24 protein-coding genes are annotated in these 25445 nt (G+C 57.0%); 10 read left to right on the top strand and 14 right to left on the bottom strand.

The genetic code is table 11. The features are described 5' to 3' along the window. The first annotated feature begins 67 nt into the window (after positions 1 to 67). The 5 genes from anmK to pdxY all read left to right on the top strand — a co-directional run bounded on the left by anmK (position 68) and on the right by pdxY (position 4536). Entirely contained in the window at positions 68 to 1189 is a 1122-nt protein-coding gene (gene anmK, locus MWH02_RS02715) for an anhydro-N-acetylmuramic acid kinase (protein WP_271459858.1), read from the top strand. Between the two features lie 9 nt (positions 1190 to 1198). Then, on the top strand, positions 1199 to 1528 hold the full coding sequence (locus MWH02_RS02710) for an MliC family protein (protein ID WP_271459857.1): 330 nt from the start codon (positions 1199 to 1201) through the stop codon (positions 1526 to 1528). 20 nt (positions 1529 to 1548) lie between these two features. Then, positions 1549 to 2205: a pyridoxamine 5'-phosphate oxidase gene (pdxH, locus tag MWH02_RS02705; RefSeq protein WP_101764536.1), complete on the top strand. Its 657-nt coding sequence runs from the start codon at positions 1549 to 1551 to the stop codon at positions 2203 to 2205. Between the two features lie 139 nt (positions 2206 to 2344). After that, positions 2345 to 3619, top strand: coding sequence for a tyrosine--tRNA ligase (tyrS, locus tag MWH02_RS02700; RefSeq protein WP_008110275.1), 1275 nt, complete (start codon positions 2345 to 2347; stop codon positions 3617 to 3619). Between the two features lie 56 nt (positions 3620 to 3675). Further along, on the top strand, positions 3676 to 4536 hold the full coding sequence (pdxY, locus tag MWH02_RS02695; RefSeq protein WP_101764534.1) for a pyridoxal kinase PdxY: 861 nt from the start codon (positions 3676 to 3678) through the stop codon (positions 4534 to 4536). Between the two features lie 113 nt (positions 4537 to 4649). Here the strand turns inward: pdxY and gstA are convergent, their stop codons facing one another. From gstA to dtpA, 3 genes are all read right to left on the bottom strand, one after another. Further along, positions 4650 to 5255, bottom strand: coding sequence for a glutathione transferase GstA (gstA, locus tag MWH02_RS02690; RefSeq protein WP_271460174.1), 606 nt, complete (start codon positions 5253 to 5255; stop codon positions 4650 to 4652). 99 nt (positions 5256 to 5354) lie between these two features. Further along, entirely contained in the window at positions 5355 to 6236 is an 882-nt protein-coding gene (locus tag MWH02_RS02685; RefSeq protein ID WP_110866047.1) for a LysR family transcriptional regulator, read from the bottom strand. Positions 6237 to 6383: 147 nt separating this feature from the next. Further along, positions 6384 to 7889, bottom strand: a complete 1506-nt coding sequence (dtpA, locus tag MWH02_RS02680) for a dipeptide/tripeptide permease DtpA (RefSeq protein WP_101764531.1) — start codon at positions 7887 to 7889, stop codon at positions 6384 to 6386. Positions 7890 to 8542: 653 nt separating this feature from the next. Here dtpA and MWH02_RS02675 point away from each other — a divergent pair. Next, positions 8543 to 9232, top strand: coding sequence for a CTP synthase C-terminal region-related (seleno)protein (locus MWH02_RS02675; protein ID WP_271459856.1), 690 nt, complete (start codon positions 8543 to 8545; stop codon positions 9230 to 9232). A gap of 142 nt (positions 9233 to 9374) precedes the next feature. Here MWH02_RS02675 and nth read toward each other — a convergent pair whose 3' ends face one another. The 9 genes from nth to ydgT all read right to left on the bottom strand — a co-directional run bounded on the left by nth (position 9375) and on the right by ydgT (position 16641). Next, complete coding sequence (gene nth, locus MWH02_RS02670) at positions 9375 to 10010, bottom strand: endonuclease III (RefSeq protein WP_222181920.1); 636 nt, start codon at positions 10008 to 10010, stop codon at positions 9375 to 9377. Beyond that, on the bottom strand, positions 10007 to 10708 hold the full coding sequence (locus MWH02_RS02665) for an electron transport complex subunit E (protein WP_110866050.1): 702 nt from the start codon (positions 10706 to 10708) through the stop codon (positions 10007 to 10009). Before MWH02_RS02665 ends, nth begins: the two co-directional genes overlap by 4 nt. Continuing rightward, positions 10701 to 11336 (bottom strand): electron transport complex subunit RsxG, encoded by a 636-nt coding sequence (rsxG, locus tag MWH02_RS02660; protein WP_101764528.1) that lies wholly within the window; start codon positions 11334 to 11336, stop codon positions 10701 to 10703. The genes MWH02_RS02665 and rsxG overlap by 8 nt, the downstream gene beginning before the upstream one ends. A 2-nt stretch (positions 11337 to 11338) precedes the next feature. Further along, positions 11339 to 12397 (bottom strand): electron transport complex subunit RsxD, encoded by a 1059-nt coding sequence (gene rsxD / locus MWH02_RS02655; protein ID WP_101764527.1) that lies wholly within the window; start codon positions 12395 to 12397, stop codon positions 11339 to 11341. Then, positions 12398 to 14596 carry an electron transport complex subunit RsxC gene (rsxC, locus tag MWH02_RS02650; protein ID WP_271459855.1) on the bottom strand — a complete coding sequence of 733 codons (2199 nt, stop codon included), beginning with the start codon at positions 14594 to 14596 and terminating at the stop codon, positions 12398 to 12400. Next, positions 14589 to 15167, bottom strand: a complete 579-nt coding sequence (rsxB, locus tag MWH02_RS02645; protein ID WP_110866053.1) for an electron transport complex subunit RsxB — start codon at positions 15165 to 15167, stop codon at positions 14589 to 14591. The genes rsxC and rsxB overlap by 8 nt, the downstream gene beginning before the upstream one ends. After that, entirely contained in the window at positions 15167 to 15748 is a 582-nt protein-coding gene (rsxA, locus tag MWH02_RS02640; protein ID WP_008110256.1) for an electron transport complex subunit RsxA, read from the bottom strand. The genes rsxB and rsxA overlap by 1 nt, the downstream gene beginning before the upstream one ends. 123 nt (positions 15749 to 15871) lie before the next feature. Further along, the gene (locus MWH02_RS02635; protein WP_101764523.1) at positions 15872 to 16315 is read right to left on the bottom strand and encodes a DUF2569 domain-containing protein; all 444 of its coding nucleotides are present in this window, start codon (positions 16313 to 16315) and stop codon (positions 15872 to 15874) included. Between the two features lie 110 nt (positions 16316 to 16425). Further along, the gene (gene ydgT / locus MWH02_RS02630; protein ID WP_167391211.1) at positions 16426 to 16641 is read right to left on the bottom strand and encodes a transcription modulator YdgT; all 216 of its coding nucleotides are present in this window, start codon (positions 16639 to 16641) and stop codon (positions 16426 to 16428) included. A gap of 674 nt (positions 16642 to 17315) precedes the next feature. On the opposite strand from ydgT, the gene ytfQ reads away from it, so the two are divergent. Genes ytfQ through yjfF form a run of 4 tightly spaced genes read left to right on the top strand, consistent with a single transcriptional unit; the run spans position 17316 to position 21841 of the window. Then, complete coding sequence (gene ytfQ, locus MWH02_RS02625; protein WP_008110249.1) at positions 17316 to 18272, top strand: galactofuranose ABC transporter, galactofuranose-binding protein YtfQ; 957 nt, start codon at positions 17316 to 17318, stop codon at positions 18270 to 18272. A 56-nt stretch (positions 18273 to 18328) separates the two neighbouring features. Further along, positions 18329 to 19849 (top strand): sugar ABC transporter ATP-binding protein, encoded by a 1521-nt coding sequence (locus MWH02_RS02620; RefSeq protein WP_222233526.1) that lies wholly within the window; start codon positions 18329 to 18331, stop codon positions 19847 to 19849. Further along, positions 19842 to 20858, top strand: coding sequence for a galactofuranose ABC transporter, ATP-binding protein YtfT (gene ytfT, locus MWH02_RS02615; RefSeq protein ID WP_271459854.1), 1017 nt, complete (start codon positions 19842 to 19844; stop codon positions 20856 to 20858). Before MWH02_RS02620 ends, ytfT begins: the two co-directional genes overlap by 8 nt. Then, the gene (gene yjfF / locus MWH02_RS02610; RefSeq protein WP_101764518.1) at positions 20855 to 21841 is read left to right on the top strand and encodes a galactofuranose ABC transporter, permease protein YjfF; all 987 of its coding nucleotides are present in this window, start codon (positions 20855 to 20857) and stop codon (positions 21839 to 21841) included. Before ytfT ends, yjfF begins: the two co-directional genes overlap by 4 nt. Before the next feature lie 303 nt (positions 21842 to 22144). Here the strand turns inward: yjfF and araA are convergent, their stop codons facing one another. Together araA and MWH02_RS02600 are read right to left on the bottom strand one after the other, a co-directional pair. Then, entirely contained in the window at positions 22145 to 23647 is a 1503-nt protein-coding gene (gene araA, locus MWH02_RS02605; protein ID WP_271459853.1) for an L-arabinose isomerase, read from the bottom strand. A gap of 12 nt (positions 23648 to 23659) precedes the next feature. Further along, positions 23660 to 25345: a ribulokinase gene (locus MWH02_RS02600; protein ID WP_271459852.1), complete on the bottom strand. Its 1686-nt coding sequence runs from the start codon at positions 25343 to 25345 to the stop codon at positions 23660 to 23662. Positions 25346 to 25445: the final 100 nt, after the last annotated feature.

Raw genomic sequence — 25445 nt, 5'->3', positions numbered from 1 at the left:
TTATCATAGAATTAGACCCGGTAATTTGCCAGGCTTAAGCCAGACGATGTTAAGGGAGTGAACCGCTATGAAATCAGGACGCTATATTGGCGTGATGTCCGGCACCAGCCTTGATGGCGTGGACGTGGTACTGGCGGCCATTGATGGTCAAATGGTGGCGCAGCAGGCCAGCTATTGTCATCCCATCCCGCAGGAATTGCGCCAGCAGGTGCTGGCCATTTGTCAGGGGCAAACCTTGACGCTGTCGCAGCTCGGGCAGCTGGATACGCGGCTGGGCAAGCTGTTCGCCGAGGCGGTTTTAACCTTGATGCACCAGCAGTCGCTGGAGGCCAGCGACATCATGGCGATTGGCTGCCACGGACAAACGGTGTGGCATGAGCCGCAAAGTGATGCGCCGAATACACTGCAAATTGGCGATAACAACCAGATCGCGGCGGCAACCGGCGTCACGGTGATTGGGGATTTTCGTCGCCGCGACATGGCGCTCGGCGGGCAGGGCGCGCCGCTGGTGCCGGCTTTCCATCAGGCGCTGTTGATGGACAGCGTTGAGCGCCGCATGGTGCTGAACATCGGCGGCATCGCTAATCTGTCACTGCTGATCCCCGGCCAGCCGGTACGCGGTTTTGATACCGGGCCGGGCAATATGCTGATCGATGCGTGGATTTGGCGCAACAAAGGTTTGCCGTACGACAAAGATGCCGCCTGGGCGCGCAGCGGACAGGTGGTTCCAGCGCTGCTGGAGTTGATGCTCAGCGATCCGTGGTTTGCACTGCCGCCGCCAAAAAGCACCGGGCGCGAATATTTCAATCTCAGCTGGATCGAGCAGCAGTTGCAGCGTTTCCCGGCGCTGGCGCCACAGGATGTACAGGCTACGCTGACTGAGCTGACGGCGTTAACCATTGCGCAGCAGGTGCAGCTCAACGACGGTTGCGATCGTCTGTTGGTCTGCGGCGGAGGCAGCCGAAATCCACTGCTGATGGCGCGGCTGGCCACGCATCTGTCGGGAACGGAAGTCGGTACCACCGACGAAGCGGGCATCAGCGGTGATGATATGGAAGCGCTGGCCTTTGCGTGGCTGGCGTTTCGCACATTAAATGGGTTACCGGGCAACCTGCCGGCGGTAACGGGCGCGCGGGACATGAGCGTATTGGGCGCAATTTACCCCGCCAATCCCCGACTTGGTCGTTAAGAGGTAAAAATGAAAAACATAATGATGATACTGAGCAGCGTGGCGCTATTAAGTGGCTGCGGCATGATGCATAAGCAGGAAGAGGCACCGCAACAGCTGCGCTATCAGTGCGGCACTTTGCCGCTGACGGTTACTCAGGATAACGCGAAGCAGCAGGTGAGCTTTATTCTGGATGGTAAGCCCCTGACGCTGGCACAAACGGTGTCTGCCTCTGGCGCGCGCTACAGCGACGGCACTTACGTCTTCTGGTCAAAAGGCAATGGCGCTTTTGTTGAACGTAATAACAAAATCGTGATTAATGATTGTGAATTGCAGAACACGGATACCTCCGTTCAGTAAACGTGAGAAAGAGAAACAGCATGAGCGACAGTGACAGCTTGCAACATATTGCCCATCTGCGTCGTGAATACACCCGCGGCGGGCTGCGACGTAAAGATCTGCCCGATAACCCTTTGGCGCTGTTTGAGCAGTGGCTGCAGCAGGCCTGCACCGCGCAGTTGCCGGATCCGACCGCAATGACGGTCGCCACCGTTGACAGCAGCGGCCAACCTTATCAGCGCATTGTGCTGCTGAAGCATTACGATGAGCAAGGCATGGTGTTCTATACCAATCTCGGCAGCCGCAAGGCGCTGCAGCTGGCAGAGAATCCGCGTATTTCGCTGCACTTTCCATGGCACTTCCTTGAGCGTCAGGTGATGGTGCTGGGCGAAGTGGAAAAACTGTCGCCGCTGGAGGTACTGAAGTACTTCAGCAGCCGCCCGCGTGATAGCCAGATTGGCGCATGGGTGTCGAAGCAATCAAGCCGCATCTCGGCGCGCGGCGTGCTGGAAGGCAAGTTCCTCGAACTCAAACAGAAATTCCAGCAGGGCGACGTGCCGCTGCCGAGTTTCTGGGGCGGCTACCGTGTCAGATTCCACACCGTGGAGTTCTGGCAGGGCGGCGAACATCGTCTGCACGATCGCTTCCTCTACCAGCGTAATGACAATGGCTGGTCGATTGACCGTTTAGCCCCGTAAAACTGCGTTTTATCCCCTTTCAACGCTGGCGCAGTTGGCGTCAGCGCTTTATGCTATAGCCCTCTTTTTTTTCGTCTCCGCACGTCAGCGGAAAGCTGTGTACCAGCCTAGGTGCAGTCTGATCAATTTGGAGTCAGTGATGACCAGCAGTAACCTGATACAACAATTGCAAGAAAGGGGCTTAGTCGCCCAGGTAACGGATGAAGAAGCGTTAGCAGAGCGACTGGCGCAAGGGCCAATTGCACTCTATTGCGGCTTCGATCCTACCGCTGATAGCTTGCATTTGGGCCATCTGGTGCCGCTGCTCTGCCTGAAACGTTTTCAGGATGCCGGACACAAGCCGGTCGCGCTGGTGGGTGGTGCCACCGGTCTGATTGGCGATCCCAGCTTTAAAGCAGCAGAACGTAAACTTAACACCGCTGAAACCGTTGGCGAGTGGGTGGATAAGATCCGCAACCAGGTCGCGCCTTTCCTCAGCTTCGATTGCGGCGACAACAGCGCGATTGCCGCGAACAACTACGACTGGTTTGGCGGCATGAACGTGCTGACCTTCCTGCGTGACATCGGCAAGCACTTCTCAGTGAATCAGATGATCAACCGCGAAGCGGTGAAACAGCGTCTGAACCGCGAAGATCAGGGCATCTCTTACACCGAGTTCTCCTACAACCTGCTGCAGGGTTATGACTTTGCGGAGCTGAACAAGCGTCACGATGTGGTGCTACAGATTGGCGGTTCCGATCAGTGGGGCAACATCACCTCCGGTATCGATCTGACGCGTCGTCTGCATCAGCAGCAGGCGTGGGGCTTGACCGTACCGCTGATCACCAAGTCTGACGGTACCAAGTTCGGTAAAACCGAAGGTGGCGCAGTGTGGCTGGATGCGAAGAAAACCAGTCCATACAAGTTCTACCAGTTCTGGATCAACACTGCGGATGCCGACGTATATCGCTTCCTGAAGTTCTTCACCTTCATGAGCATTGAAGAGATCAATGCGCTGGAAGAAGAAGACAAAAACAGCGGCACAGCGCCACGCGCGCAATACGTGCTGGCTGAGCAGGTGACGCGTCTGGTGCACGGCGAAAGCGGCTTGACTGCGGCAAAACGCATCACCGAGAGCCTGTTCTCCGGCAGCCTGAGCGCGATGACCGAAGCGGACTTCGAGCAGCTGGCGCAGGACGGCATGCCAACCATCACGCTGACGGCAGAAGACGATCTGCAGCAGGCGCTGGTGGCGGCTGAGCTGGTGCCATCACGCGGCCAGGCGCGCACCATGATCGGTTCTAACGCGGTATCGCTGAATGGCGAAAAACAGTCAGATGCGGAGTACCGTTTCAGCGACAGCGATAAACTGTTTGGACGTTTCACGTTGTTGCGTCGCGGTAAAAAACATTACTGCCTGATTAACTGGCAGTAAGCGTTCAGGGCCGGCTTCCGGCCCTTTTTTATGGCAAGACAGCAGTACAGGGCAAAATGAAAAATATTCTCGCAATTCAATCTCACGTTGTTTACGGACACGCCGGTAACAGCGCTGCCGAATTCCCGATGCGCCGCATGGGCGCAAACGTTTGGCCGCTGAATACCGTACAATTTTCTAATCACACCCAATATGGACACTGGACCGGCACCGTGATGCCCGCCACGCATTTGACCGACATCGTTAAAGGCATTGCGGCAGTTGACCGCCTGAAAACCTGTGATGCGGTGCTAAGTGGCTATTTGGGATCGGCGGAGCAGGGCGAACAGATTCTGGAGATCGTGCGTCTGGTGAAAGAAGCCAATCCGCATGCGTGGTTCTTCTGCGATCCGGTGATGGGCCATCCGGAGAAAGGCTGCATCGTGGCGCCGGGCGTGGCGGAGTTTCACTGTAAAATGGCGTTGCCCGCCAGTGACATCATCGCCCCGAACCTGCTGGAGCTGGAGATGCTCAGCGGCCATGAAGTGGCCAACGTCGAGCAAGCGGTGGTTGCGGCACGAGAACTGATTAGCAAAGGCCCGAAAGTGGTGCTGGTGAAACATCTGGCGCGTGCCGGACGTCGTAGCGATCGTTTTGAGATGCTGCTGGTGACCGCCGATGAGTGCTGGCACATTAGCCGTCCGCTGGTGGACTTTGGCGTGCGTCAGCCGGTTGGCGTGGGCGATCTCACCAGCGGTCTGCTGCTGGTCGATCTGCTGCACGGCAAGTCGCTGCAGGATGCGCTCGAGCACATCACCGCGGCGGTTTATGAAGTGATGCTGAAAACCCACGAAATGGGCGAGTACGAATTGCAGTTGGTGGCCGCGCAGGATGCGATTGCCAAGCCGACACAGCATTTCGCCGCTGAAAAGCTGTAAATTCCCCGTGAGGTGCGCAGTCCTGCGCACCTGCCATTCAGCTCACCATGAATGACGATCCAACGATCTGGGGCGTACGCACTGATAGCGACCCGACGAAGAATAGCGCCGGATCAAACCAAACCTTCCGCCTTCAATGCCGCTTGCACCGCTGGGCGCTCTGCAACCCGATTAAACCAGGCTTCCAGCGCATCCAGTCCCGCTAAATCCAGCTTGATGGCTTTAGCCCAGCGCGTCACCACGAACAGATACACATCGGCAACGGTAAAGCGTAATCCCAGCAGCCACTGTTTATCCTGCAACGCCTCATTCACCTGCTGATACTTTTTCTCCAGCTGCGCACGAGCAATGGTTTTGTACTCTTCCGGCGTATCCGGACGGAACAGCGGGCTAAAACTTTTGTGCAGTTCGCTGCTGACAAAACTCAACCACTCCAGCGTGTGATAGCGCGTCAGGCTGCCGGTCGGTGCCAGCAGGTGGCGATCCGGCTTAAGATCCGCCAGGTATTGTACAATCGCCACGCCTTCGGTCAGGATGCTGCCATTGTCAAACTGCAGCGCCGGCACTTGTCCTTTCGGGTTAATCTGCCAGTAATCTTCTCCCTGCTCGGTCACTTTCTTCTGCAGGTCCACGTTCACCTGGGTGAAGTCGAGCCCGCATTCCAGCGCGACAATATGCGGTGATAGCGAACAGGCACCGGGCTTACAATAGAGTTTCATCATGGCTTCTCCTTGAATGTTGTGGTGATCAAAGCAGCATAAGTCTGCCAGGGATATTTACCCGTGACTGCGATCAGGAATTGCGGTCACCGTTCAGGTTTATTCAGCAAAGCATGGCAGTAACGGCAGCTTTTCGAGCGCAAAATCCCAAAATTGCCGCACTTTAGGCGTCATATTCTTCACACGCTGGGTCACTAACTGCACCGGAAGCGGCGCGGGTTCCCATTCTGGCAGCAAGCGCAGCAGTTTCCCGCTGTGGATATCGTCAAGAACCTGATACGACAGCAGCCGTCCGATGCCGTGTGCGCTGCGTAGCGCTTCCAGCTGGCTCTCCACGTCATTAACCCGCAGACGCGGCGTGATGCGCACGCGCAGGTCGTGAGCGAAGCGCCACTCGCGCGTATGGCGCAAGCTCGTCACTAACGCATGTTGAGTCAGTTCAGTGGGATGAACAGGCGTGCCAGCCTGTTGCAGATAGTCGGGGCTGGCAACCAGCGTTGAACGCACAGTGCCAACCTGACGCGCCACCATCGAAGAGTCCTGCAGTGCACCAATGCGGAGCGCGATATCGAGGCCGTTTTCGATCAGGTCCTGATAGCTGTCGCTGAGCACCACTTCAATCTGCATCTCCGCATGCTGTTGCAGGAAGGCATTCACCAGGGGCATGACGTGGCGACGACCAAACTGCACCGGCGCGGTTAAACGCAGCAAGCCATGCAGGCCGCTGTGGTGAGCGCTGTCGATGGCGCGCTGATAATCGCTCAGCACGCGCTGTGCCTGCTCAAACAGCTGCCAGCCAGCTTCGGTGGGTGCCAGCTGGCGTGTGGTGCGTTCAATCAAAGTGGTGGCGAGGCGGGCTTCAAGGGTGTTGAGGGTGCGCGTGATCACCGGTGGCGATCGCTGTAACAAACGTGCGGCGCCAGCCAAACTGCCTTGCTGGATAACCGCGACAAATACCTCAAGCTCATCAAACCTGTCCATGCTTATTCCACTCAGATTAACAGTGAGCCGACATCATGAAGTTAAGCGAGCAAAAAGCGAAGTGTGGGTAGCAGAAATCGTTAAAGGAAATGTGAATGGCGGAGAAATAGTGGGTAGAAAAAAGCCGGGACATGCCCGGCTTTCTGCTTACTGATTGGCGCTGGCGCGTTTCAGTTCAGTTTGACTATCATCCTGCGTCATGCGGTTCAGCAGTGGCGCGGTGATTAACATCAGCAGGGCGATCACGCCGGTGGCGATACCAATCTGCTGGAACACGTGGCTGTAGACCGCCAGTGACGTGTGTGGATCGGTCACATCATTCGGCACCGCCATCAGGTTCGCGACTTTACCGGCAATCATTGCCGCACCCGCGGTGGTCAGGAACCACGAACCCATGATGAAGCCCATTAAACGCTGTGGTACCAGCTGTGCCACCATTGCCAGGCCCAGACCGGAAATCATCAGCTCGCCAATGCTCTGCAGCGCATAGCTAAGGATCAGCCAGTTCACTGAGACGATACCGGCTTCGTTGGCAAATTTGGCACCAAACGGCAGCACCAGGAAGGCCGCTGAACACAGCACCATACCGAAGGCGAATTTGTGTGGCATCGGCATTTTATCGCCAAGCTTGTTGTACACCGCGGCCAGAATCGGGCTTGCCAGCATGATCCAGAACGGGTTCAACGCCTGGAACTGCTCCGGCTCAAAGGTGATGCCGAGAATCGCGTGCTCAACGTTGCGGATAGCGAAGAAGTTGAGTGAGGTCGGCATCTGCATGTAGAGCACGAAGAACACAATCGCTTCAACCATCAGCAGGAAGGCCACGATCATCTTACGACGTGCTGCCCCCTTCAGCGCGAAGGCTTCTTTAGCGAAGATCACCACGATACCTGCGGCGATGACGCCCAGCGTCATACGTGCGATGCTCTGGTGATGTAGCAGCCAGGCCGCCAGCGCAATCAGTGCTACCACGCCAATCAGCGTCATCAGCAGTTTACCCATCTGCAGCGGGGCAAAATCCGGCTTGGATCCGTAGTTTTTCACTACACGCTGGAAGAACAGGAAGTTCAGCAGCGTGATCACCAGACCGACAACCGACAGCGAGAACGCGGCGCCCCAGCCATATTTCGCGGCCAGCCACGGCGTCAGCATCATCGAGAACAGCGAACCGATGTTGATCGACATGTAGAACATGGTGAAGGCACCGTCGAGGCGCGCGTCATCTTTCTCGTAGCAGGTCGACAGCAGGGAAGACGGGTTAGCTTTAAACAAACCGCTACCTACCGCGATAGTCGCCATGCCGATATACACCATTGAGGTGTCATGGCCGGAGAAGGCAATCAGCGCATAACCCAGCGCCAGCACCATTACGCCGAGCACGATGACGCGTTTGGTACCCAGCACTTTATCGCCGAGCCAGCCGCCGATGGCGACTAAACCATACACCAGCGCGCTAAACGAGGTGAACAGCGTAATGGAGTCCGCTTCGGACATGCCCAGCTGTTTAACCAGGTAAACCGCCATGATGGCTTGCAGGCCGTAGTAACCAAAACGTTCCCACAGTTCGATGGAGAAGATCAGATAAAACGCTTTCGGTTGCTTAAAAGCGTTGAGGCTTGGCGCCCCGTCAGTGTGTTTGTTTGCAGTTGACACGTATACCTCAGTTTTAACATAGCCTGTTTTGCGACAGGAATTAAGTCTGCGTCGGGCTGGGTAATCCCGCGCAACATTGTTATTAGAAAGGAAAAACGGCGACTAATTTGGCTGAATCAGTCCAACAGGGCAAGCATTTTCTGCACGCTGAAATACTTGCAATAGGTAGGGTTAATGCCGTTATACAAAGTTGTAAATCAGTGTTAAATCTCGCTTGATGGCATTATATCAGGATAAACAGGTGAAATGCAGATCGGGAAGATCATTTTCCTGATATAAACTGCTCAGAGCGGATTTATCAGAACATAACGCTAAAGACCATAATTTATACAGAGATTATTATTGCCGTTGTGCACAATATAAGCACAACAGCTTGATTGGTGAGCGTAATAAGCAGTCAAAAGATTCCAGAACGCTAATTAGTTGATCCTGCGCACAAAACCACGAATTAATTATCAGGGTAAAAGAAGAAAACGTTTGCGTAGCTGACATCTGGCGAAGATTAGCGCGGTCTGACACCTTATTTGGCAGATAAACAGGCGTCCATAAGCGCAATGCGTGGAAACGAAAGCCGCATAAATCGACGTTTAAAGGCGTTTAGACAGCGGGTTAACTTTGCTGTAACCTCCTTTTTTCCCTGAAAGGACGTAGTCATGATGAAGTCGATTCGTGTCGCCCTGATTGGCGATTACCGTGCTAATGCCGTTGCGCATCAGGCCATTCCTCCCGCTGTACAACTCGCTGCAAAAACCCTTTCACTCAACGTCAGCGCCGACTGGATCGCCACGCCGGAACTCAATCAGCACAACCTCAATGATTACCAGGCGATTTGGCTGGTTCCGGGCAGTCCTTATCTCAATGATGCGGGCGTGTTTGCCACCCTTCGCTGGGCGCGGGAAAGCGGTAAGCCATTTTTGGGCTCGTGCGGCGGATTTCAGTACGCCATCGTTGAGTACGCGCGCAATGTGCTGGGCTGGGAAGATGCGGTGCATGCGGAAACCGATCCCAGCGGTCGCTGGGTGATTGCGCCACTGGCCTGTTCGCTGGTGGAACAGCGTGGCAGCGTGACCTTCCAGCCGGGTTCACGTATTGCTCGGGCTTACGGTGCGTTACAGAGCGATGAGGGTTACCACTGCAACTTTGGCGTCAACGCCGAGTTCAGCGCAGCGCTGGCGACGCATAATCTGCAGATCACGTCGTGGGATATGGAAGGCGACGTGCGCGGCATTGAATTGACCGATCACCCGTTCTTTGTCGCCACCTTGTTCCAGTCCGAGCGGGCAGCGTTACAAAACCGGCTGTCGCCGCTGGTGGTCGCCTGGTTGCAGGCCGCCGCAGGTTAAATACGCAGCTTGTCTATGGCGTAATGCGTGTCACTTAAGCCAGCAGCGAGTGCGCTGGCCGGGGCCCGCTATGAAGCTTTAGTGCGCGCAGTTGAAAAGGGCACATTTGCCGTGACGCAGCAAATGTGTCAGAGCCCGCGATTCAGAGTTCGGTTTTGGCGTCGAATTCACACAGATCTTCGATCAGACAGGATCCGCAACGCGGTTTGCGCGCCACGCAGGTATAGCGACCGTGCAGAATCAGCCAGTGATGGCAATCGACTTTAAACGCCGCCGGCACCACTTTCAGCAGCTTATCTTCCACTTCTTCCACATTCTTGCCCGGCGCAAAGCGGGTGCGATTGCTGACGCGGAAAATATGGGTATCAACGGCGATGGTCGGCCAGCCGAAAGCGGTATTCAATACCACGTTGGCGGTTTTACGCCCGACGCCCGGCAGCGCTTCCAGCGCCGCACGATCTTCCGGCACTTCGCCACCGTGCTGTTCCAGCAGAATGCGGCAGGTCTTGATAACGTTCTCCGCCTTGCTGTTAAACAGGCCGATGGTTTTGATGTACTCCTTCACGCCATCCACGCCCAGCGCCAGCATCGTTGCCGGGGTATTCGCCACCGGATAGAGCTTCGCGGTAGCTTTGTTGACGCTGACGTCGGTGGCTTGCGCGGAGAGTAACACCGCAATCAACAACTCAAACGGCGTGCTGAAGTTCAGTTCTGTGGTCGGATGCGGATTCTCATCACGCAGGCGCGCCAGGATCTGCGCGCGTTTCTCTTTATTCACACCGCTTTCCCGGTTGCGCCTTGCGGCTCCGTTTCAGGCGCTGCCGCACGGGTGGCCGCACGCTGTTTCATCTTCTGATCGATCAGGTATTTTGCCGCCAGCAGCATGCCAAGGCCGATAAAGGCTCCCGGTGGCAGCATCGCCAGCAGCATCGGCGAATCAAAGTGCACCACTTCAATACGCAGCGCTTTGGCCCACGGCCCCAGCAGCTGATCCGCCCCGTTGAACAGCGTGCCGCTGCCAATCAGTTCACGAATCGATCCCAGCGTTACCATCGCGCAGGTTGCGCCCATGCCGATGGCAAAACCGTCCAGCGCCGAGAGCGGAATGCTGCTCTTTGAGGCGACCGCTTCGGCGCGACCCACCACAATGCAGTTAGTGACGATCAGCGGGATAAAGATGCCGAGCGACTGATACAAACCGTACGCATAGGCGTTGATCAGCATCTGCACGCAGCTCACCACTGAAGCGATGATCATCACGTAAATCGGAATACGGATTTCGGCCGGCACCCAACGACGCGAGGCGGAAATTGCGCTGTTGGTGATGGTCAGCACCAGCGTGGTCGCCAGGCCTAAACCGAGAGCATTGGTCGCGGTTGAGGTCACCGCCAGCAGCGGACAGAGACCGAGCAGCTGCACCAGCGCGGAGTTATTTTTCCACAGGCCGCCGACCAGTAAATTTTTGGCTTCACTCATTTGCATCTCCACATTCAGGCAGCGAAGCAAGCTTCGCTGGCAGTGTTTCAATCAGCAGCGCGGTGCGCTTGGTGGCGTTGACCACCGCGCGTGGCGTAATGGTTGCGCCGGTAAATTGGTCGAATTCACCGCCGTCTTTTTTCACCGCAAAATTTTTGTCATCCGCGCCGTGGATCACTTTGCCATTGAAGCTGTTAATCCAGTCTGAAATACGCAGTTCGATTTTATCGCCGAGGCCCGGCGTTTCATGGTGCTCAACCACGCGCACGCCCAGCACTTTGCCGTGGAAATCGGCACCGACCAGCATCTGAATCGCCCCAGAATAGCCGTCTGGCGCGGTGGTCTCAAGCGCGGCCGCCACCGGCTGATCGCCTTTACGCGCTAAATAGAGATGGTGCGGGCGATCATTGCCCAGCGCCAGCGCATCGGTCACCAGATAACACTCTTGCTGGATGTGATTGTCGTACAGATCGGTCGGTACCACCTGATCTAACAGATTTTTCTGTTGCAGCGCGGTCTGATGCTCCACCGTCGGCTTGGTGACATAGTTAACCACCGCCGTCACGCCGGTGGTAATCACCGCAAAGGCCGCCAGCGTCACCGCATTTTTACGAATAGCTTCGATCATCTTCAATCCTTGCGATGGCCGTAAACGCGCGGCTGAGTGTAGTAATCAATCAGCGGCACACAAATATTGGCCAGCAATACCGCGAAGGCGACGCCGTCCGGATAGCCACCAAAGCTGCGAATCAGCCACACCAGTAAACCAATCAGCGCGCCGTAAACCAGGCGGCCGCGATTGGTGGTGGAGGCGGTCACCGGATCGGTAGCAATAAAAAACGCGCCGAGCATGGTGGCACCGGAGAACAGGTGAATCAGCGGTGAGTTAAGCGACTCCGGCGAGAACACCCAGCCCAGCGTGGCGCAGAACGCCAGCGAGACGAGGAAACTGACCGGAATGTGCCAGCGGATGGCATTCTTTGCCAGCAGCAGTGCGCCGCCCAGCAGATAACCGAGGTTAACCCACTGCCAGCCAACACCGGCTAACACGCCGCTGTAGATCGGCTCCGCCAGCAGCTGTTCAGCGCTGTGCCCAGCACGCAGGCCGGTTTTAAAGGTATCGAGCGGTGTCGCCTGGCTGACGCCATCAACGCCGAGCTGCAGCTGCTGCATGGTTTCACCGGCCAGCGTATGGTGGGTGAAGATCATACTGAGCGAATCCAGCAGGCCGGGTTTGATCGCCTGCAGGCTATCGGGCGGCAGCCAGCTGGTCATCTGCACCGGGAAGGAGATCAGCAGCACCACGTAACCGACCATTGCCGGGTTAAACGGGTTTTGCCCCAAACCGCCGTACAGCTGTTTGGCGATGACGATGGCGAAAATGGTACCTAACACCACCAACCACCACGGCGCGAGCGGCGGCAGGCTGATGCCCAGCAGCAACGCGGTGAGCAGGGCAGAGTTATCGGATAAGGTCGGCACCACCGGCGTTTTACGCAGGCGCAGAATCGCCCCTTCGGTGGCCCACGCGGTGGCGGTGGCCAGCAAAACCTGAATTAAGAAACCGACGCCAAAGAAATACCATTGTGCGGCCATGCCCGGCAGCGCGGCAAACACCACCAGCAGCATGATATTGCCGGTGCTGCGGCGGTTGTGGGTATAAGGAGAACTTGCAATACGAAAAGCCATTTAATCCTCAGTCGTCGAAGGCTGCTGCTGCGCTTTACGCGCTTTGGCACGGGCGACCGCAGCGGCAATCGCCGCTTTGCGTGGGTCGGCGGAGTCAGGAGAGGCAGCAGCCTCCACTTCAGGAGATGTGGCTTCAGCCTGCTGCGCGGCAGCCGCGGCTTTCTTCGCTTTGGCGCGCGCAATCGCCGCTTCAACGGCGGCTTTGCGCGGGTCAACTTCAGCAGCAGGTGCATCAGCTGACGGCTCGGCGGGTGCCGGTGCAGCGGGTTGTGCGGAAGCGGCGGCTTTTTTGGCTTTGGCGCGCGCAATCGCCGCTTCAACGGCGGCCTTGCGCGGATCGACTTCAGCAGCAGGCGCGACGGCTGGCGGCTCAGCGGGTGCTGGTTCTGCCGCAGCGGCAGCTTTTTTCGCCTTCGCACGCGCAATCGCGGCTTCCACCGCCGCTTTACGCGGATCGACTTCTGCCGCAGGCGCATCAGCTGGCGGCTCGGCAAGCGCGACGTCAGCCGCCGGTGCGCCCGCTTTCTTCGCTTTCGCTCGGGCAATTGCCGCTTCCACCGCCGCTTTACGCGGATCGCCGGACTGACGACTCAGCGCCTGCGTTTCAGCTTGCTTCTCGGCCTGCTGCGCTAAGGCTTGTGCATGACGCGCTTCGCGTTCCGCAGCATCCTGCTCCGGCGTTTTTTCCTGACGCGCTTTCACGCGTGCCACGGCGGCGTCGAGTTCACCCTGATCGCTACGCGCCACGCGCTGTTTAGCCTGTTCATGACGCGCTTCACGCGCCTGTTTTTCGCGTTCGAGACGTGCCAGACGCGCTTCAAAACGCGCTTTCGCTTCGGCGGTACGTTTCGCTTCGAGATCGATGGCGCGCAGTTCGGCTTTTTCCTGACGATAATATTGCACCAGCGGAATGTTACTCGGGCAGACGTAAGCGCAGGCGCCGCACTCAATGCAGTCATCAATATTGTGCGCGCGTGCTTTTTCGTGATCGCCGCCCTGGCTGTACCAGAACAGCTGCTGCGGCAGCAGTTTCGCTGGGCAGGCATCCGCGCAGGCGCTGCAGCGGATACAGGATTGCTCTTGCTGATCGTTGCCCATTTCGCTGGCCGACGGCGCCAGAATACAGTTGGAGATTTTCACCAGCGGCACGTTCAGCGACGGCAGGGTAAAGCCCATTAGCGGACCGCCCATGATCACCATCTGGCGCGATCCCGGCGTAAAACCGGCATGCTGCAGCAGGTGGCTGATCGGCGTACCGAGCCGTCCCCAGACGTTGCGCGGGCGCGCCAGCGCTGCGCCGGTCAGCGTCACCACGCGTTCGGTGATCGGTTCGCCGTCTACGATGGCGCGTTTTACCGCCCACGCGGTGCCGACGTTTTGCATCAGCACACCGATATCGGTGGAACGTCCGCCGTGTGGCACTTCGAGGCCGGTGAGAATCTGCGTCAGCTGTTTCGCGCCACCAGACGGATACTTGGTAGGAATCACGCGAATCTGCAATTCACGATCGCCGCCCAATGCCTGTTTCAGCGCGGCAATGGCTTCCGGTTTGTTATCTTCTATGCCGATCAGCACGCGTTCCGCCTGCAACACCCACGCCAGAATGCGGCAGCCTTCCAACACTTCGGCGGCACAATCCTGCATTAAACGGTCATCGGCAGTGATGTACGGCTCGCACTCGGCGGCGTTGATGATCAGGGTTTTTACGCCGCGCAGGCCGCCGCGCAGTTTGGTGGCGGTCGGGAAGCCCGCGCCGCCTAATCCGGCGATGCCGGCATTGTGAATGCGTTTTACCGCTTCTTCACGCGACAGGGCGCGAAAATCGGGCTGCGGATCGAGCGTGGTCCAGCGATCTTCGCCGTCGGCACGCAGGAAAATGCACAGCTCGGAGAGGCCAGAAGGGTGCGCCGTCATGTGTGGCGCAATCTCTTCGATGGTGCCGGACGTTGGCGCGTGCACCGGCAGCATGCGTCCGCCGCCAAAGGTCAGCGGCTGGCCGCGCAGCACTTTGTCGCCGGGGGCCACGCAAATCTCGCCTTCATGGCCGATATGCTGTTTTAACGGAATGATAAAGCGCTCAGGCAGGGGTAACTGGCTCAGCGGCGTACCGTTGGACTGTGTTTTCATCTCAGGCGGATGGATGCCGCCCTGAAAATCCCACAACTTCTCTTTGCGGAACAGGTTTAACAAATTAAGCATGGGTTTCTACCGGGATCACCCGTACAGGAATGGTGTCGAGATTCCACTTCCAGTTGGCCGTGGTGGTGGCAACCGGGCGCATCTCAATGCAGTCGGTCGGGCAAGGCGCAACGCAGAGATCGCAGCCGGTGCAGACATCGCTCAGCACGGTGTGCATGGCGCGCGTGGCACCCACGATGGCGTCCACCGGGCAAGCCTGAATACATTTAGTGCAGCCGATGCAGTTCTCTTCATCGATCCAGGCCACAGTACGTATCGGCTCCAGCACATCTGCGCCGCCGTCGAGCGGTTGCGGTTCAACGTTGAGCAGCGCGGCCAGCTTGAGCATGGTCTGCTCGCCGCCGGGCGCGCACTTATTGATCGCTTCACCGTTGTTACCCACCGCATCGGCATACGGGCGGCAGCCGGGATAGCCGCACTGACCACACTGGCTCTGCGGCAAAATCTCATCGATCTGCTCAACAATCGGATCTTCTTCCACCTCGAAGCGACGTGAGGCGTAACCCAGCAGGGCACCAAACACCAGGCCCAATGCAGCCAGCGCGATAATCGCAATCCAAATCGCGGTCATTAGAATTTCACCAGCCCGGTAAAGCCCATAAAGGCCAGCGCCATCAGACCAGCGGTGATCAGCGCAATCGAGTTACCTTTAAACGGCGCGGGAACATTCGCCAGTACCAGACGCTCGCGCATGCCGGCGAACAGCACCATCACCAGCGAGAAGCCGAGTGACGCACTGAAGCCATACAGCGCCGCCTGCAGGAAGGTGTGATTGAGGTTAACGCTCAATAATGGCACGCCCAGCACCGCACAGTTGGTGGTGATCAGCGGCAGGAAGATACCCAGCAGGCGATAGAGCGACGGACTGGTTTTACGCACCACCATTTCGGTGAACTGCACCACAACAGCAATCACCAGAATATAGGCGAGGGTGCGCAGATAGACCAGATCAAGCGGCACCAGAATCAGGTGATTCACCAGCCAGGCGCAGATCGCCGCCAGCGTGATCACGAAAGTGGTGGCAAGTCCCATGCCAATGGCCGTTTCCAGTTTTTTTGACACGCCCATAAATGGGCAAAGGCCGAGGAATTTGACCAACACAAAGTTGTTCACCAGCACTGTGCCAATAAAGAGAAGTAAGTAATCGGTCATTTTTTAACCTGGGAAGCCGAAAGGCGTCTATTATCCGGAATTGAGAGGTGCATCTCAACCTTCAACGGGTTTGTGTGAGCATTGAGAGCACTCAGAATTAAATTGCTGACGAAACTCACGTCATTATGGCTGGATAAACGTCTGTTTTACGCGCTGAGAGCGTTTGAAATAGGGCACAAACACCGCAGCCGCCAGCAGCGACAGCAGTAAAGTCTGAATCGCTTTGCCATCGGCCACCGGCGTGAAGGCAAAGGTTTTTAACGCCAGCAAGATGGTCATCAGCAGCCACAGAATGTAATGGCGCGGTAAGCGACGCGAACGTTTACAGAAAATCCAGCACACCCAAATGCTATACGCCCATACCACCGCAGCAGTCAGCAGCGAGATCGACCATTGCGTCAGCAAAGTGCCGCCGTGTGAGAACAGCGTCGTGCGTAATTCGGGTTTAAACAGCGGGCTCAGATACATTGCCACCACCAGCGCACTGGTCAGCATGGTCATGATCAGCCACGCCAGCGGCAGCAGTAGCCAGCCAGCAATACGTGGCGGGTTCACCAGTTGGGTCATCGACAAGATCCTGTTTGCAGAGAAGAGGGCGATGCAGAGCGTATCATGTCCAAACGGGGCACGCCCGACCTGGACAACGCAAGAGCGCAGATAGAGAGGGGATAAATCAATTAGATCACGTAACGCCAGACGGTTTTCGGCACGCGGCCCATATCGAACAGACGTCCGCCAGAGACCAGTTCAGCACGTCGATGGTCGGCGGCGCGATACATATTGATGATCTCTTTATCATCAGTCAGCGAATAATTCAGATGGTCGTAGAGTTTTTCCAGACTATCGAGATTATTCACTTTGCGGAATTTCAGCAGGTAATCTAATGCAGTCATGATTGCCATTTAAATATAAAGTACTTGGAAGTGCCCAAGTATAGGGAGCACGCGGCGAGAGTCCATACGCGACTCATAAAAAAATACAAAATTCAGACAACATGCGCTAATTCGCTCATGAAACGACACTTTTTTGCCTTTTACGCGTTTTAAACGCGCATATAAAGTACGATTTAAGGCAAATTCAGGCCGGTATTTAGCGGGCTTGTGAGAAAATCTCACGCTATTAACGCATGATTGGAAAGCCGTTATTTCTCCGTCTCTATAATAGGTATTTGCGATCGTGCTGCGAATGAATCCGCTGTTTATTCCGCTCTGGTCGGCAAATTAATGCACACGCCGTGAAACCGGCACTCACATTCTGTGCGAGCAGTCACAAAACCAATAATTGATTGTCGCTGCAGACAATAACCATTCTTTACGCGCCCGCTGTAATCGTTTCCAGAAGTGAGAAGCATAACCGATTCTGTTTATTACATTTATTTAACGCCCTCCGCAATAATTAGCAGGCATTTTGTCCATAATGCCACGATCTATAAAGCATTGCCTGTTCACGTAACTCCTTTAATTCACTCTGATTTGTGAAGTATGTCGCGCTTGTTTACGCGCTTTTCAGCCAGGCTTAATTCGCGTTTTGTACCCCTACAACACACTCCCTTCAGAGGAATGAAATTATGTGGAAACGTTTACTCTTGACCGCCATGGTGAGCTCGGCACTGAGTACGTCGGTGTTGGCTGCTGATATGACGGTGGGCTTCTCACAGGTTGGGTCGGAATCTGGCTGGCGTTCAGCAGAAACCAATGTGGCAAAAAGTGAAGCGCAAAAGCGCGGTATCACGCTGAAAATCGCCGATGGCCAGCAGAAACAAGAGAACCAAATCAAAGCGGTGCGCTCGTTCATCGCGCAGGGCGTTGATGCCATTTTCATTGCGCCGGTGGTGCAAACGGGATGGGAACCGGTGCTGGAAGAAGCCAAAGACGCCAAAATCCCGGTGTTCTTACTCGATCGCGCCATCGTGGTGAAAGACAAATCGCTGTACATGGCGGTGGTCACTGCGGACAACGTGCTGGAAGGCAAGTTGATTGGCGACTGGCTGGTGAAAACGGTCGCGGACAAAAAATGTAACGTCGTCGAGTTGCAAGGTACCGTCGGCGCCAGCGTGGCGATTGACCGTAAGAAAGGCTTCGCCGAAGCCATCGCCGGCCACGACAATATCAAAGTGATTCGCTCGCAGTCCGGTGACTTTACCCGCAGTAAAGGTAAAGAGGTAATGGAGAGCTTTATCAAGGCGGAAAACAACGGCAAGAACATCTGCATGGTTTACGCGCATAACGATGATATGGCGATCGGTGCGATTCAGGCGATTAAAGAAGCTGGCCTCAAGCCAGGCAAAGATATCCTGACCGGTTCGATTGATGGCGTGCCTGATATCTACAAAGCGATGCTGGCCGGTGAAGCCAATGCCAACGTGGAGCTGACGCCTAATATGGCCGGTCCGGCATTCGACGCGCTGGAGAAATTCAAGAAAGACGGCACGATGCCGCCGAAAATCATCAAAACAGAATCGAAACTGTATCTGCCGGACTCCGCACAGGCGCAGCTCGATACCAAAAAAGGCATGGGTTACTGATCCCCGCAACCGCCCTTCGGGGCGGTTTTTGATGACGTAAGGCGAGGTAGAACCTGATGAGCACCTCCGATGAAACCGCACTGCTGACCATTAGCGGCGTCAGCAAAGGCTTTCCCGGCGTGAAGGCGCTGGATAATGTCTCGTTCAGCATCCGTAAGGGCGAGATCATGGCGTTGCTGGGCGAAAACGGCGCGGGCAAATCCACGCTGATTAAAGTTCTGACCGGCGTGTATACCCGTGATGCCGGCACGGTAACCCTGAACGGCAAGGCGATTACGCCGCATAACACCGCTGATGCACAGGAGATGGGCATTGGCACGGTTTATCAGGAAGTGAATCTGCTGCCGAATATGTCGGTGGCGGATAATTTGTACATTGGCCGCGAGCCGCGTCGCTTCGGCATGATTGATCGCAAGCGCATGGTGCGCGACGCCGATGCGCTGATGCGCAACTACGGCTTTGTACTCGACGTAACGCGTCCGCTGGGGCATTACTCGGTGGCGATGCAGCAGATCATTGCGATTTGCCGCGCGGTCGATCTCTCCGCGCAGGTGCTGATCCTTGATGAACCGACCGCCAGCCTCGATGCCAATGAAGTCGAAATGCTGTTTACCCTGATGGCGCAGCTAAAAGCCAAAGGGATGAGCCTGATTTTTGTTACCCATTTTCTCGACCAGGTTTACCGCATTACCGATCGCATCACCGTGCTGCGTAACGGCCAGTTTATTGCCACGCGCGATACCGCCACACTGCCGCAGATTGATCTGATCAAGCTGATGCTGGGACGCGAGCTGCTGGAAACCGCTTTGCAGCGTCAGGGCAGCACGCTGCGCAGCAATCAGCCGGTGGTGTCGTTTGAAAATTACGGCAAGAAGGGCACCATTGAACCGTTCAACCTGCAGGTGCGTCCGGGTGAAGTGGTGGGATTAGCCGGACTGCTCGGTTCAGGCCGTACCGAAACCGCCGAAGTGCTGTTTGGCATTCGCCGAGCCGATCGCGGCACCGCGACCATCAAGGGCAAAGTGCAGAACATCCGCACGCCCGCAAAGGCTTCGCGCCTCGGTATGGGTTTCTGTCCGGAAGATCGTAAAACCGACGGCATCATAGGTGGCGCGTCGGTGCGCGAAAATATCATTCTGGCGCTGCAGGCGCAGCGCGGCTGGCTGCGACCGATCAAGCGTCGTGAGCAGCAGGAGATCGCCGAGCGCTTTATCAAGAGTCTCGGCATTCGCACGCCGCATGCCGAACAGCCGGTTGAGCTGTTGTCCGGCGGCAATCAGCAGAAGGTGCTGCTGTCGCGCTGGCTGGTGACCAAACCGCAATTTCTGATCCTCGACGAGCCAACGCGCGGCATCGATGTCGGTGCGCACGCCGAAATCATTCGCTTAATTGAAACCCTGTGCGCCGACGGATTGGCGCTACTGGTTATCTCCTCTGAACTCGAAGAACTGGTGGGCTATGCCGATCGCGTGTTGATCATGCGCGATTTGAAGCAGGTGGCCGAAATCCCGCTGGAGCAGCTGTCGGTGGCCGCGATCGTCAACGCCATCGCCGATGGAGGAGCACAACATGCTTGAATCCCCTATGACACATGACAAACCCGAACGGCGTAAGCCGAAGCTGCCGCCTGGCATGCCGCAGATTGTGGCGCTGATTCTGGTGCTGCTGGTGGATAGCCTGGTGGCGAATAACTTTTTTGCCATTCACATTCAGGATGGCCGTTTGTTCGGCAGCCCGATTGATATCCTCAATCGCGCCGCGCCGGTGGCGCTGCTGGCGATTGGCATGACGCTGGTGATTGCCACCGGCGGCATCGATCTGTCGGTGGGCGCGGTGATGGCGATTGCCGGCGCAACGGCGGCAACCTTGACGGTGGCGGGGCACAGTTTGCCGTTCATCATTCTGGCGACGCTCGGTACCGGCCTGGCCTGCGGTTTATGGAATGGCATTTTGGTGGCGCTACTAAAAATTCAGCCGTTTGTCGCCACTTTGATTTTGATGGTGGCGGGACGCGGCGTGGCGCAGCTGATTACACAGGGCCAAATCGTTACCTTCAACAGCGATAGCCTGGCGTGGTTTGGTAGCGGTTCGCTGTGGCTGCTGCCGGTGCCGGTATGGATTACGCTGCTGGTGGCGCTCGTGGTGTGGGTGCTGACGCGCAAAACCGCGCTCGGACTGTTTATCGAAGCGGTCGGTATTAACCTGCGTGCGGCGCGCAATGCCGGTGTGAATGGCTGGCTGGTGGTGATGTCGACCTATGTGATTAGCGGCATGTGCGCGGCGGTGGCGGGCATGATCGTCGCTGCGGATATTCGCGGTGCCGATGCCAATAATGCCGGTTTGTGGCTGGAGCTGGATGCCATTCTGGCGGTGGTGATTGGCGGTGCTTCGCTGATGGGCGGGCGCTTCAATCTGGTGCTGTCACTGATTGGCGCGTTGATTATTCAGTCGATGAATACCGGTATTTTGCTGTCCGGCTTCCAGCCTGAACTCAATCAGGTGGTGAAAGCGGTGGTGGTGATGTGCGTATTGCTGCTGCAGTCGCCACGCTTTATTGCCATGTTGAAACGGAGACGCCCGAAATGATGAAACGTCATCTGCCCTTGATGATCACGCTGCTGGTGTTTGTGGCGGGTTATCTGTTTTGCCTGAGCCAATTTCCCGGCTTCGCTTCAACGCGCGTGATCTGCAATATCCTCACCGATAACGCTTTCCTCGGCATTATCGCCGTGGGGATGACGTTCGTGATTTTGTCCGGCGGGATTGATCTGTCGGTGGGCGCGGTGATTGCCTTTAGCGGCGTGTTCCTGGCACGGGTGATTGGTGATTATCATCTCGATCCGCTTCTGGCGTTTGCGCTGGTGCTGGCGATGGGCGCGCTGTTTGGCGCGATGATGGGCTGGCTGATCGATGCGCTGAAAATCCCGGCGTTTATCATTACGCTGGCGGGGATGTTTTTCCTGCGCGGCTGCAGCTATCTGGTGTCGGAGAATTCGATTCCTATCGATCATCCGCTCTATACCACGCTGTCGAGTCTGGCGTGGAAGATCCCTGGCGGCGGACGCCTGAGTTTGCTGGCGCTGATTATGCTGGTGGTGGTACTCGGCGGGATTATTCTGGCGCACCGTACGCGCTTTGGTAATCAGGTGTATGCGATTGGCGGTAGCCTGACTTCGGCGCAGTTGATGGGCGTGTCTACGCGCGCGACCACCATCAGGATTTATATGCTGTCGACCACGCTGGCGACATTAGCGGGCATTGTGTTCTCCATTTATACCTCGGCAGGCTATGCGCTAGCGGGATTGGGTGTGGAACTGGACGCGATTGCCTCGGTGGTGATTGGCGGCACCTTGTTGTCCGGCGGCGTGGGCACGGTGTTGGGCACGCTGTTCGGCGTGTTGATTCAGGGATTGATTCAGACGTGGATTAACTTCGACGGCACCTTGAGTTCATGGTGGACCAAGATCGCCATCGGCATTCTGCTGTTTGCATTTATCGCGTTGCAACGCCTGCTCACCGTGATGTGGGATCGCCAGCAGAACGCACCTGTTAAGCGTTTGACCTCCTAACTTCTTCACCCGCCTTTCCCTCACCCCAACCCTCTCCCGCGCGCGGGAGAGGGAGCCGCCGGTGCAGCGATAAGCAGCACTCTTCCCTGAAGCAAAAACATACGTTGAGTTCGGAGTGACAGCGTTTATAAAACGGTTCCTTCTCCCGCGCGCGGGAGAGGGAGCCGCCGGTGCAGCGATAAGCAGCACTCTTCCCTGAAGCAAAAGCAGACGTTGAGTTCGGAGTGACAGCGTTTATAAAACGGTTCCTTCTCCCGCTTGCGGGAGAAGGTTAGGATGAGGGGAATATCGCAGAGGACGAAATCAACGTGCCAGGCGGTAATACGCCTCATTCCAGCGCAGCGCATCTTTAAATGCCGGTAAGCGCGTCTCCTCATCAATCACCAGCACTTCAATGCCATTCAGCTCGCCGTACAGATACATATCATCCAGATCCAGCGCCTGGCTGAACACCGTGTGGTGCGCGCCGCCGGCCAGAATCCAGGCTTCTGATGCGGTGGCCAGCGACGGCTGGGCACGCCACAGCGCACGGGCCACCGGCAATTTTGGCAGCGGTTTGGGCTGTTCGATCGCATCCACCACATTCACCAGCAAACGGAAACGATCGCCCAGATCGATGACGCTGGCATTCACCGCGCGTCCGGCCGGCGTGGAGAAGATCATGCGCGCCGGATCGGCTTTGTCGCCAATGCCGAGGAACTGCACATCAATCAGCGGCTTCTCCTCTTTGGCGATGGACGGGCACACTTCCAGCATGTGCGAGCCCAGCACCAAATCATTGCCCGGTGAGAAGTGATAGGTGTAATCCTCCATAAAGGAAGTACCGCCCGCGCGTGTGCCTGCCTGGATCTTGAGAATGTGCAGCAGCGCGGCGGTTTTCCAGTCGCCTTCACCGGCAAATCCATAGCCCTGGCCCATCAAGCGCTGCACCGCCAAACCGGGCAGTTGCGTCATGCCGTGCAAAGTCTGGAAGTTGGTGGTAAAGGCTTTGCAGCCCTCGGCTTCGAGGAAACGTTTCAGACCCAGCTCAATGCGTGCCGCATCCAGTACGTTTTGACGTTTATCGCCGTTGACGGCGGCGGCATCGGTGAAGCGATATTGGCTTTCGTATTCATCGATCAGCGCGTTGACGTCGCCATCGCTGACGCTATTCACCACCTCGACCAAATCGCCCACGCCCCAGCCATTCACGGAGTAACCAAACTGAATCTGCGCCGCGACTTTATCGCCTTCGGTCACCGCCACTTCGCGCATGTTGTCGCCGAAGCGCGCCACTTTCAGCTGCTGGCTGGCCTGTTTTGCCAGCGCGGCATTGATCCAGCGTCCGATGCGCTGCTGGCTGGCTTTATCCTGCCAGTGACCGGTCACCACGCTGTGCTGCAAACCCATGCGCGCGCCGATAAAGCCGAACTCGCGACCGCCGTGCGCGGTTTGGTTAAGGTTCATAAAGTCCATATCCATGCTGTCCCACGGAATCTCCGCGTTGAACTGGGTATGGAATTGCAGCAGCGGCTTATTCAGGATGCTCAGGCCGCCAATCCACATCTTGGCCGGCGAGAAGGTGTGCAGCCAGGTAATGATGCCGACACACTGATTATCGTGGTTAGCGTCGCGGCACAATGCCAGCGCTTCGTCTGGTGATTTCACCAGCGGCTTCAGCACCAGCGACACCGGCAAGGTGCCGGCCTGATTCAATCCGTCCATCACCTGGCGGGCGTGCTGTGCCACCTGACGCAAGGTTTCCGCGCCGTAAAGGTGCTGCGTACCAATAACAAACCACACCTGTTGTGCGTTGTGCTGTTCCATTAAATCTCTCCTTTACTGAGCGGATGCGGTGCGCGCGGCGTACTGCGGTTCAGCAGCCTGGCACCAGTTTTGATAACGTTGATAAAGTTGCTGATAAACCACCACGCGCGCGGCGTTGGGTTGCAGCGTCACATCAATCGGACTGGCCATCACCCGCTGGGCGGCAGGCACATTGGCATACACGCCCGCGGCCACGGCGGCAAAAATGGCCGCGCCGAGCGCACAGCATTCGTCAGAGGCGACGATATCCAGCGGACGGTTCATGACGTCGCAGCACGCCTGCATGATGGCAGGGGATTTACGGGCGATGCCGCCGAGCGTCAGGATGCTCTGCACCGGAATCTGCTGCTGTTCGAAACACTCCATGATGGCGCGTGCGCCAAACGCGGTGGCGGCGATCAGGCCACCGAACAGCGCGGGCGCATCGGTGCCGAGATTGAGATCGGTGATCACACCTTTCAAGCGCTGATTGGCGTCTGGCGTGCGGCGGCCGTTGAACCAGTCGAGCACCACTGGCAGATGATCGAGTTGCGGATTGGCCGCCCAGGCTTCGGTGAGGTTGCGGATCAGATCTTTTTGCAGCGCGGCTAACTGCGGTTGCAGCTCCGGATGGTGCTGCGCCGCCTGCTGCAGTGGCCAGCCAAGCAGGCGGCTGAACCAGGCATAAATATCGCCAAACGCTGACTGACCGGCTTCGCAGCCAATCGCGCCCGGCACCACGCTGCCATCCACCTGGCCGCAGATGCCTTTGATCGCGCGGTCGCCAACGGTGTCGCTGTCGGCAATCAGAATGTCGCAGGTTGAGGTGCCAATCACTTTCACCAGCGTATAAGGCTGCGCACCGGCACCAACCGCGCCCATGTGGCAGTCGAACGCGCCACCCGAAAGAATCACCTGTTGCGATAAGCCGAGGCGCTGCGCCCATTCGCTGCTGAGCGTGCCCACCGGCACATCGGCGGTCCAGGTGTCTGCGAACAAGGGGGAATCAAGCTGCTCGACCAGCAGAGGATCGAGCGCGCGGAAGAAGTCAGCCGGCGGCAAGCCTTGCCACTCGGGATGCCACAGTGATTTGTGCCCGGCGGCACAGCGTCCACGACGCAGCTGCGCGGGTGCGGTGGTGCCGCTGAGGAGCGCGGGCACCCAATCGCACAGTTCCACCCAAGACACTGCCGCGTCACGTACCGCAGCATCGGCGCGTGACACGTGCAGTATCTTGGCCCAGAACCACTCCGACGAATAGACGCCGCCAATATAGCGGGTGTAATCGTTGAAACGACCGCTACGACACAGCTGATTGATCTCTTCGGCTTCTTCAATCGCGGTGTGATCTTTCCACAGCACGAACATCGCGTTGGGGTTGGTGGCGAATTCCGGGCGCAGCGCCAGCACGTTGCCATCACGATCGATGGGCGCGGGCGTCGAGCCGGTGGAATCCACGCCAATCCCCATTACGGCGGCGCGCTGTTCAGGCGTTAAGGCGTTAACCACGGTGACAATCGCCTGCTCTAACGCATCGATATAGTCCTGCGGATGGTGACGAAAGCGGTTGGCGTGCGCATCGCAAAATTCGCCGTTGGCCCAGCGTGCATAGTTGACCACCGCTTTTTCCAGCTCTTTACCACTGTGACAGTCCACGGCCAGCGCACGCACCGAGTCACTGCCAAAATCCAGCCCAATTGTTATGGCGCCAGCACCCATTGGGATTCTCCTGTGTGAGTTATCTGGCTCTATCCTGGAATGGGGCGGCAGAAGCGGTTAGTCATCAGTCGCTGAGAATATGCACTTTTCTGCCATCGGC

Source organism: Pantoea leporis (genome assembly GCF_028048155.1).
Lineage (GTDB): Bacteria > Pseudomonadota > Gammaproteobacteria > Enterobacterales > Enterobacteriaceae > Pantoea > Pantoea leporis.
Note: the sequence above shows the minus strand (reverse complement) of the source record. Positions and strands in the feature narration are given on the sequence as shown.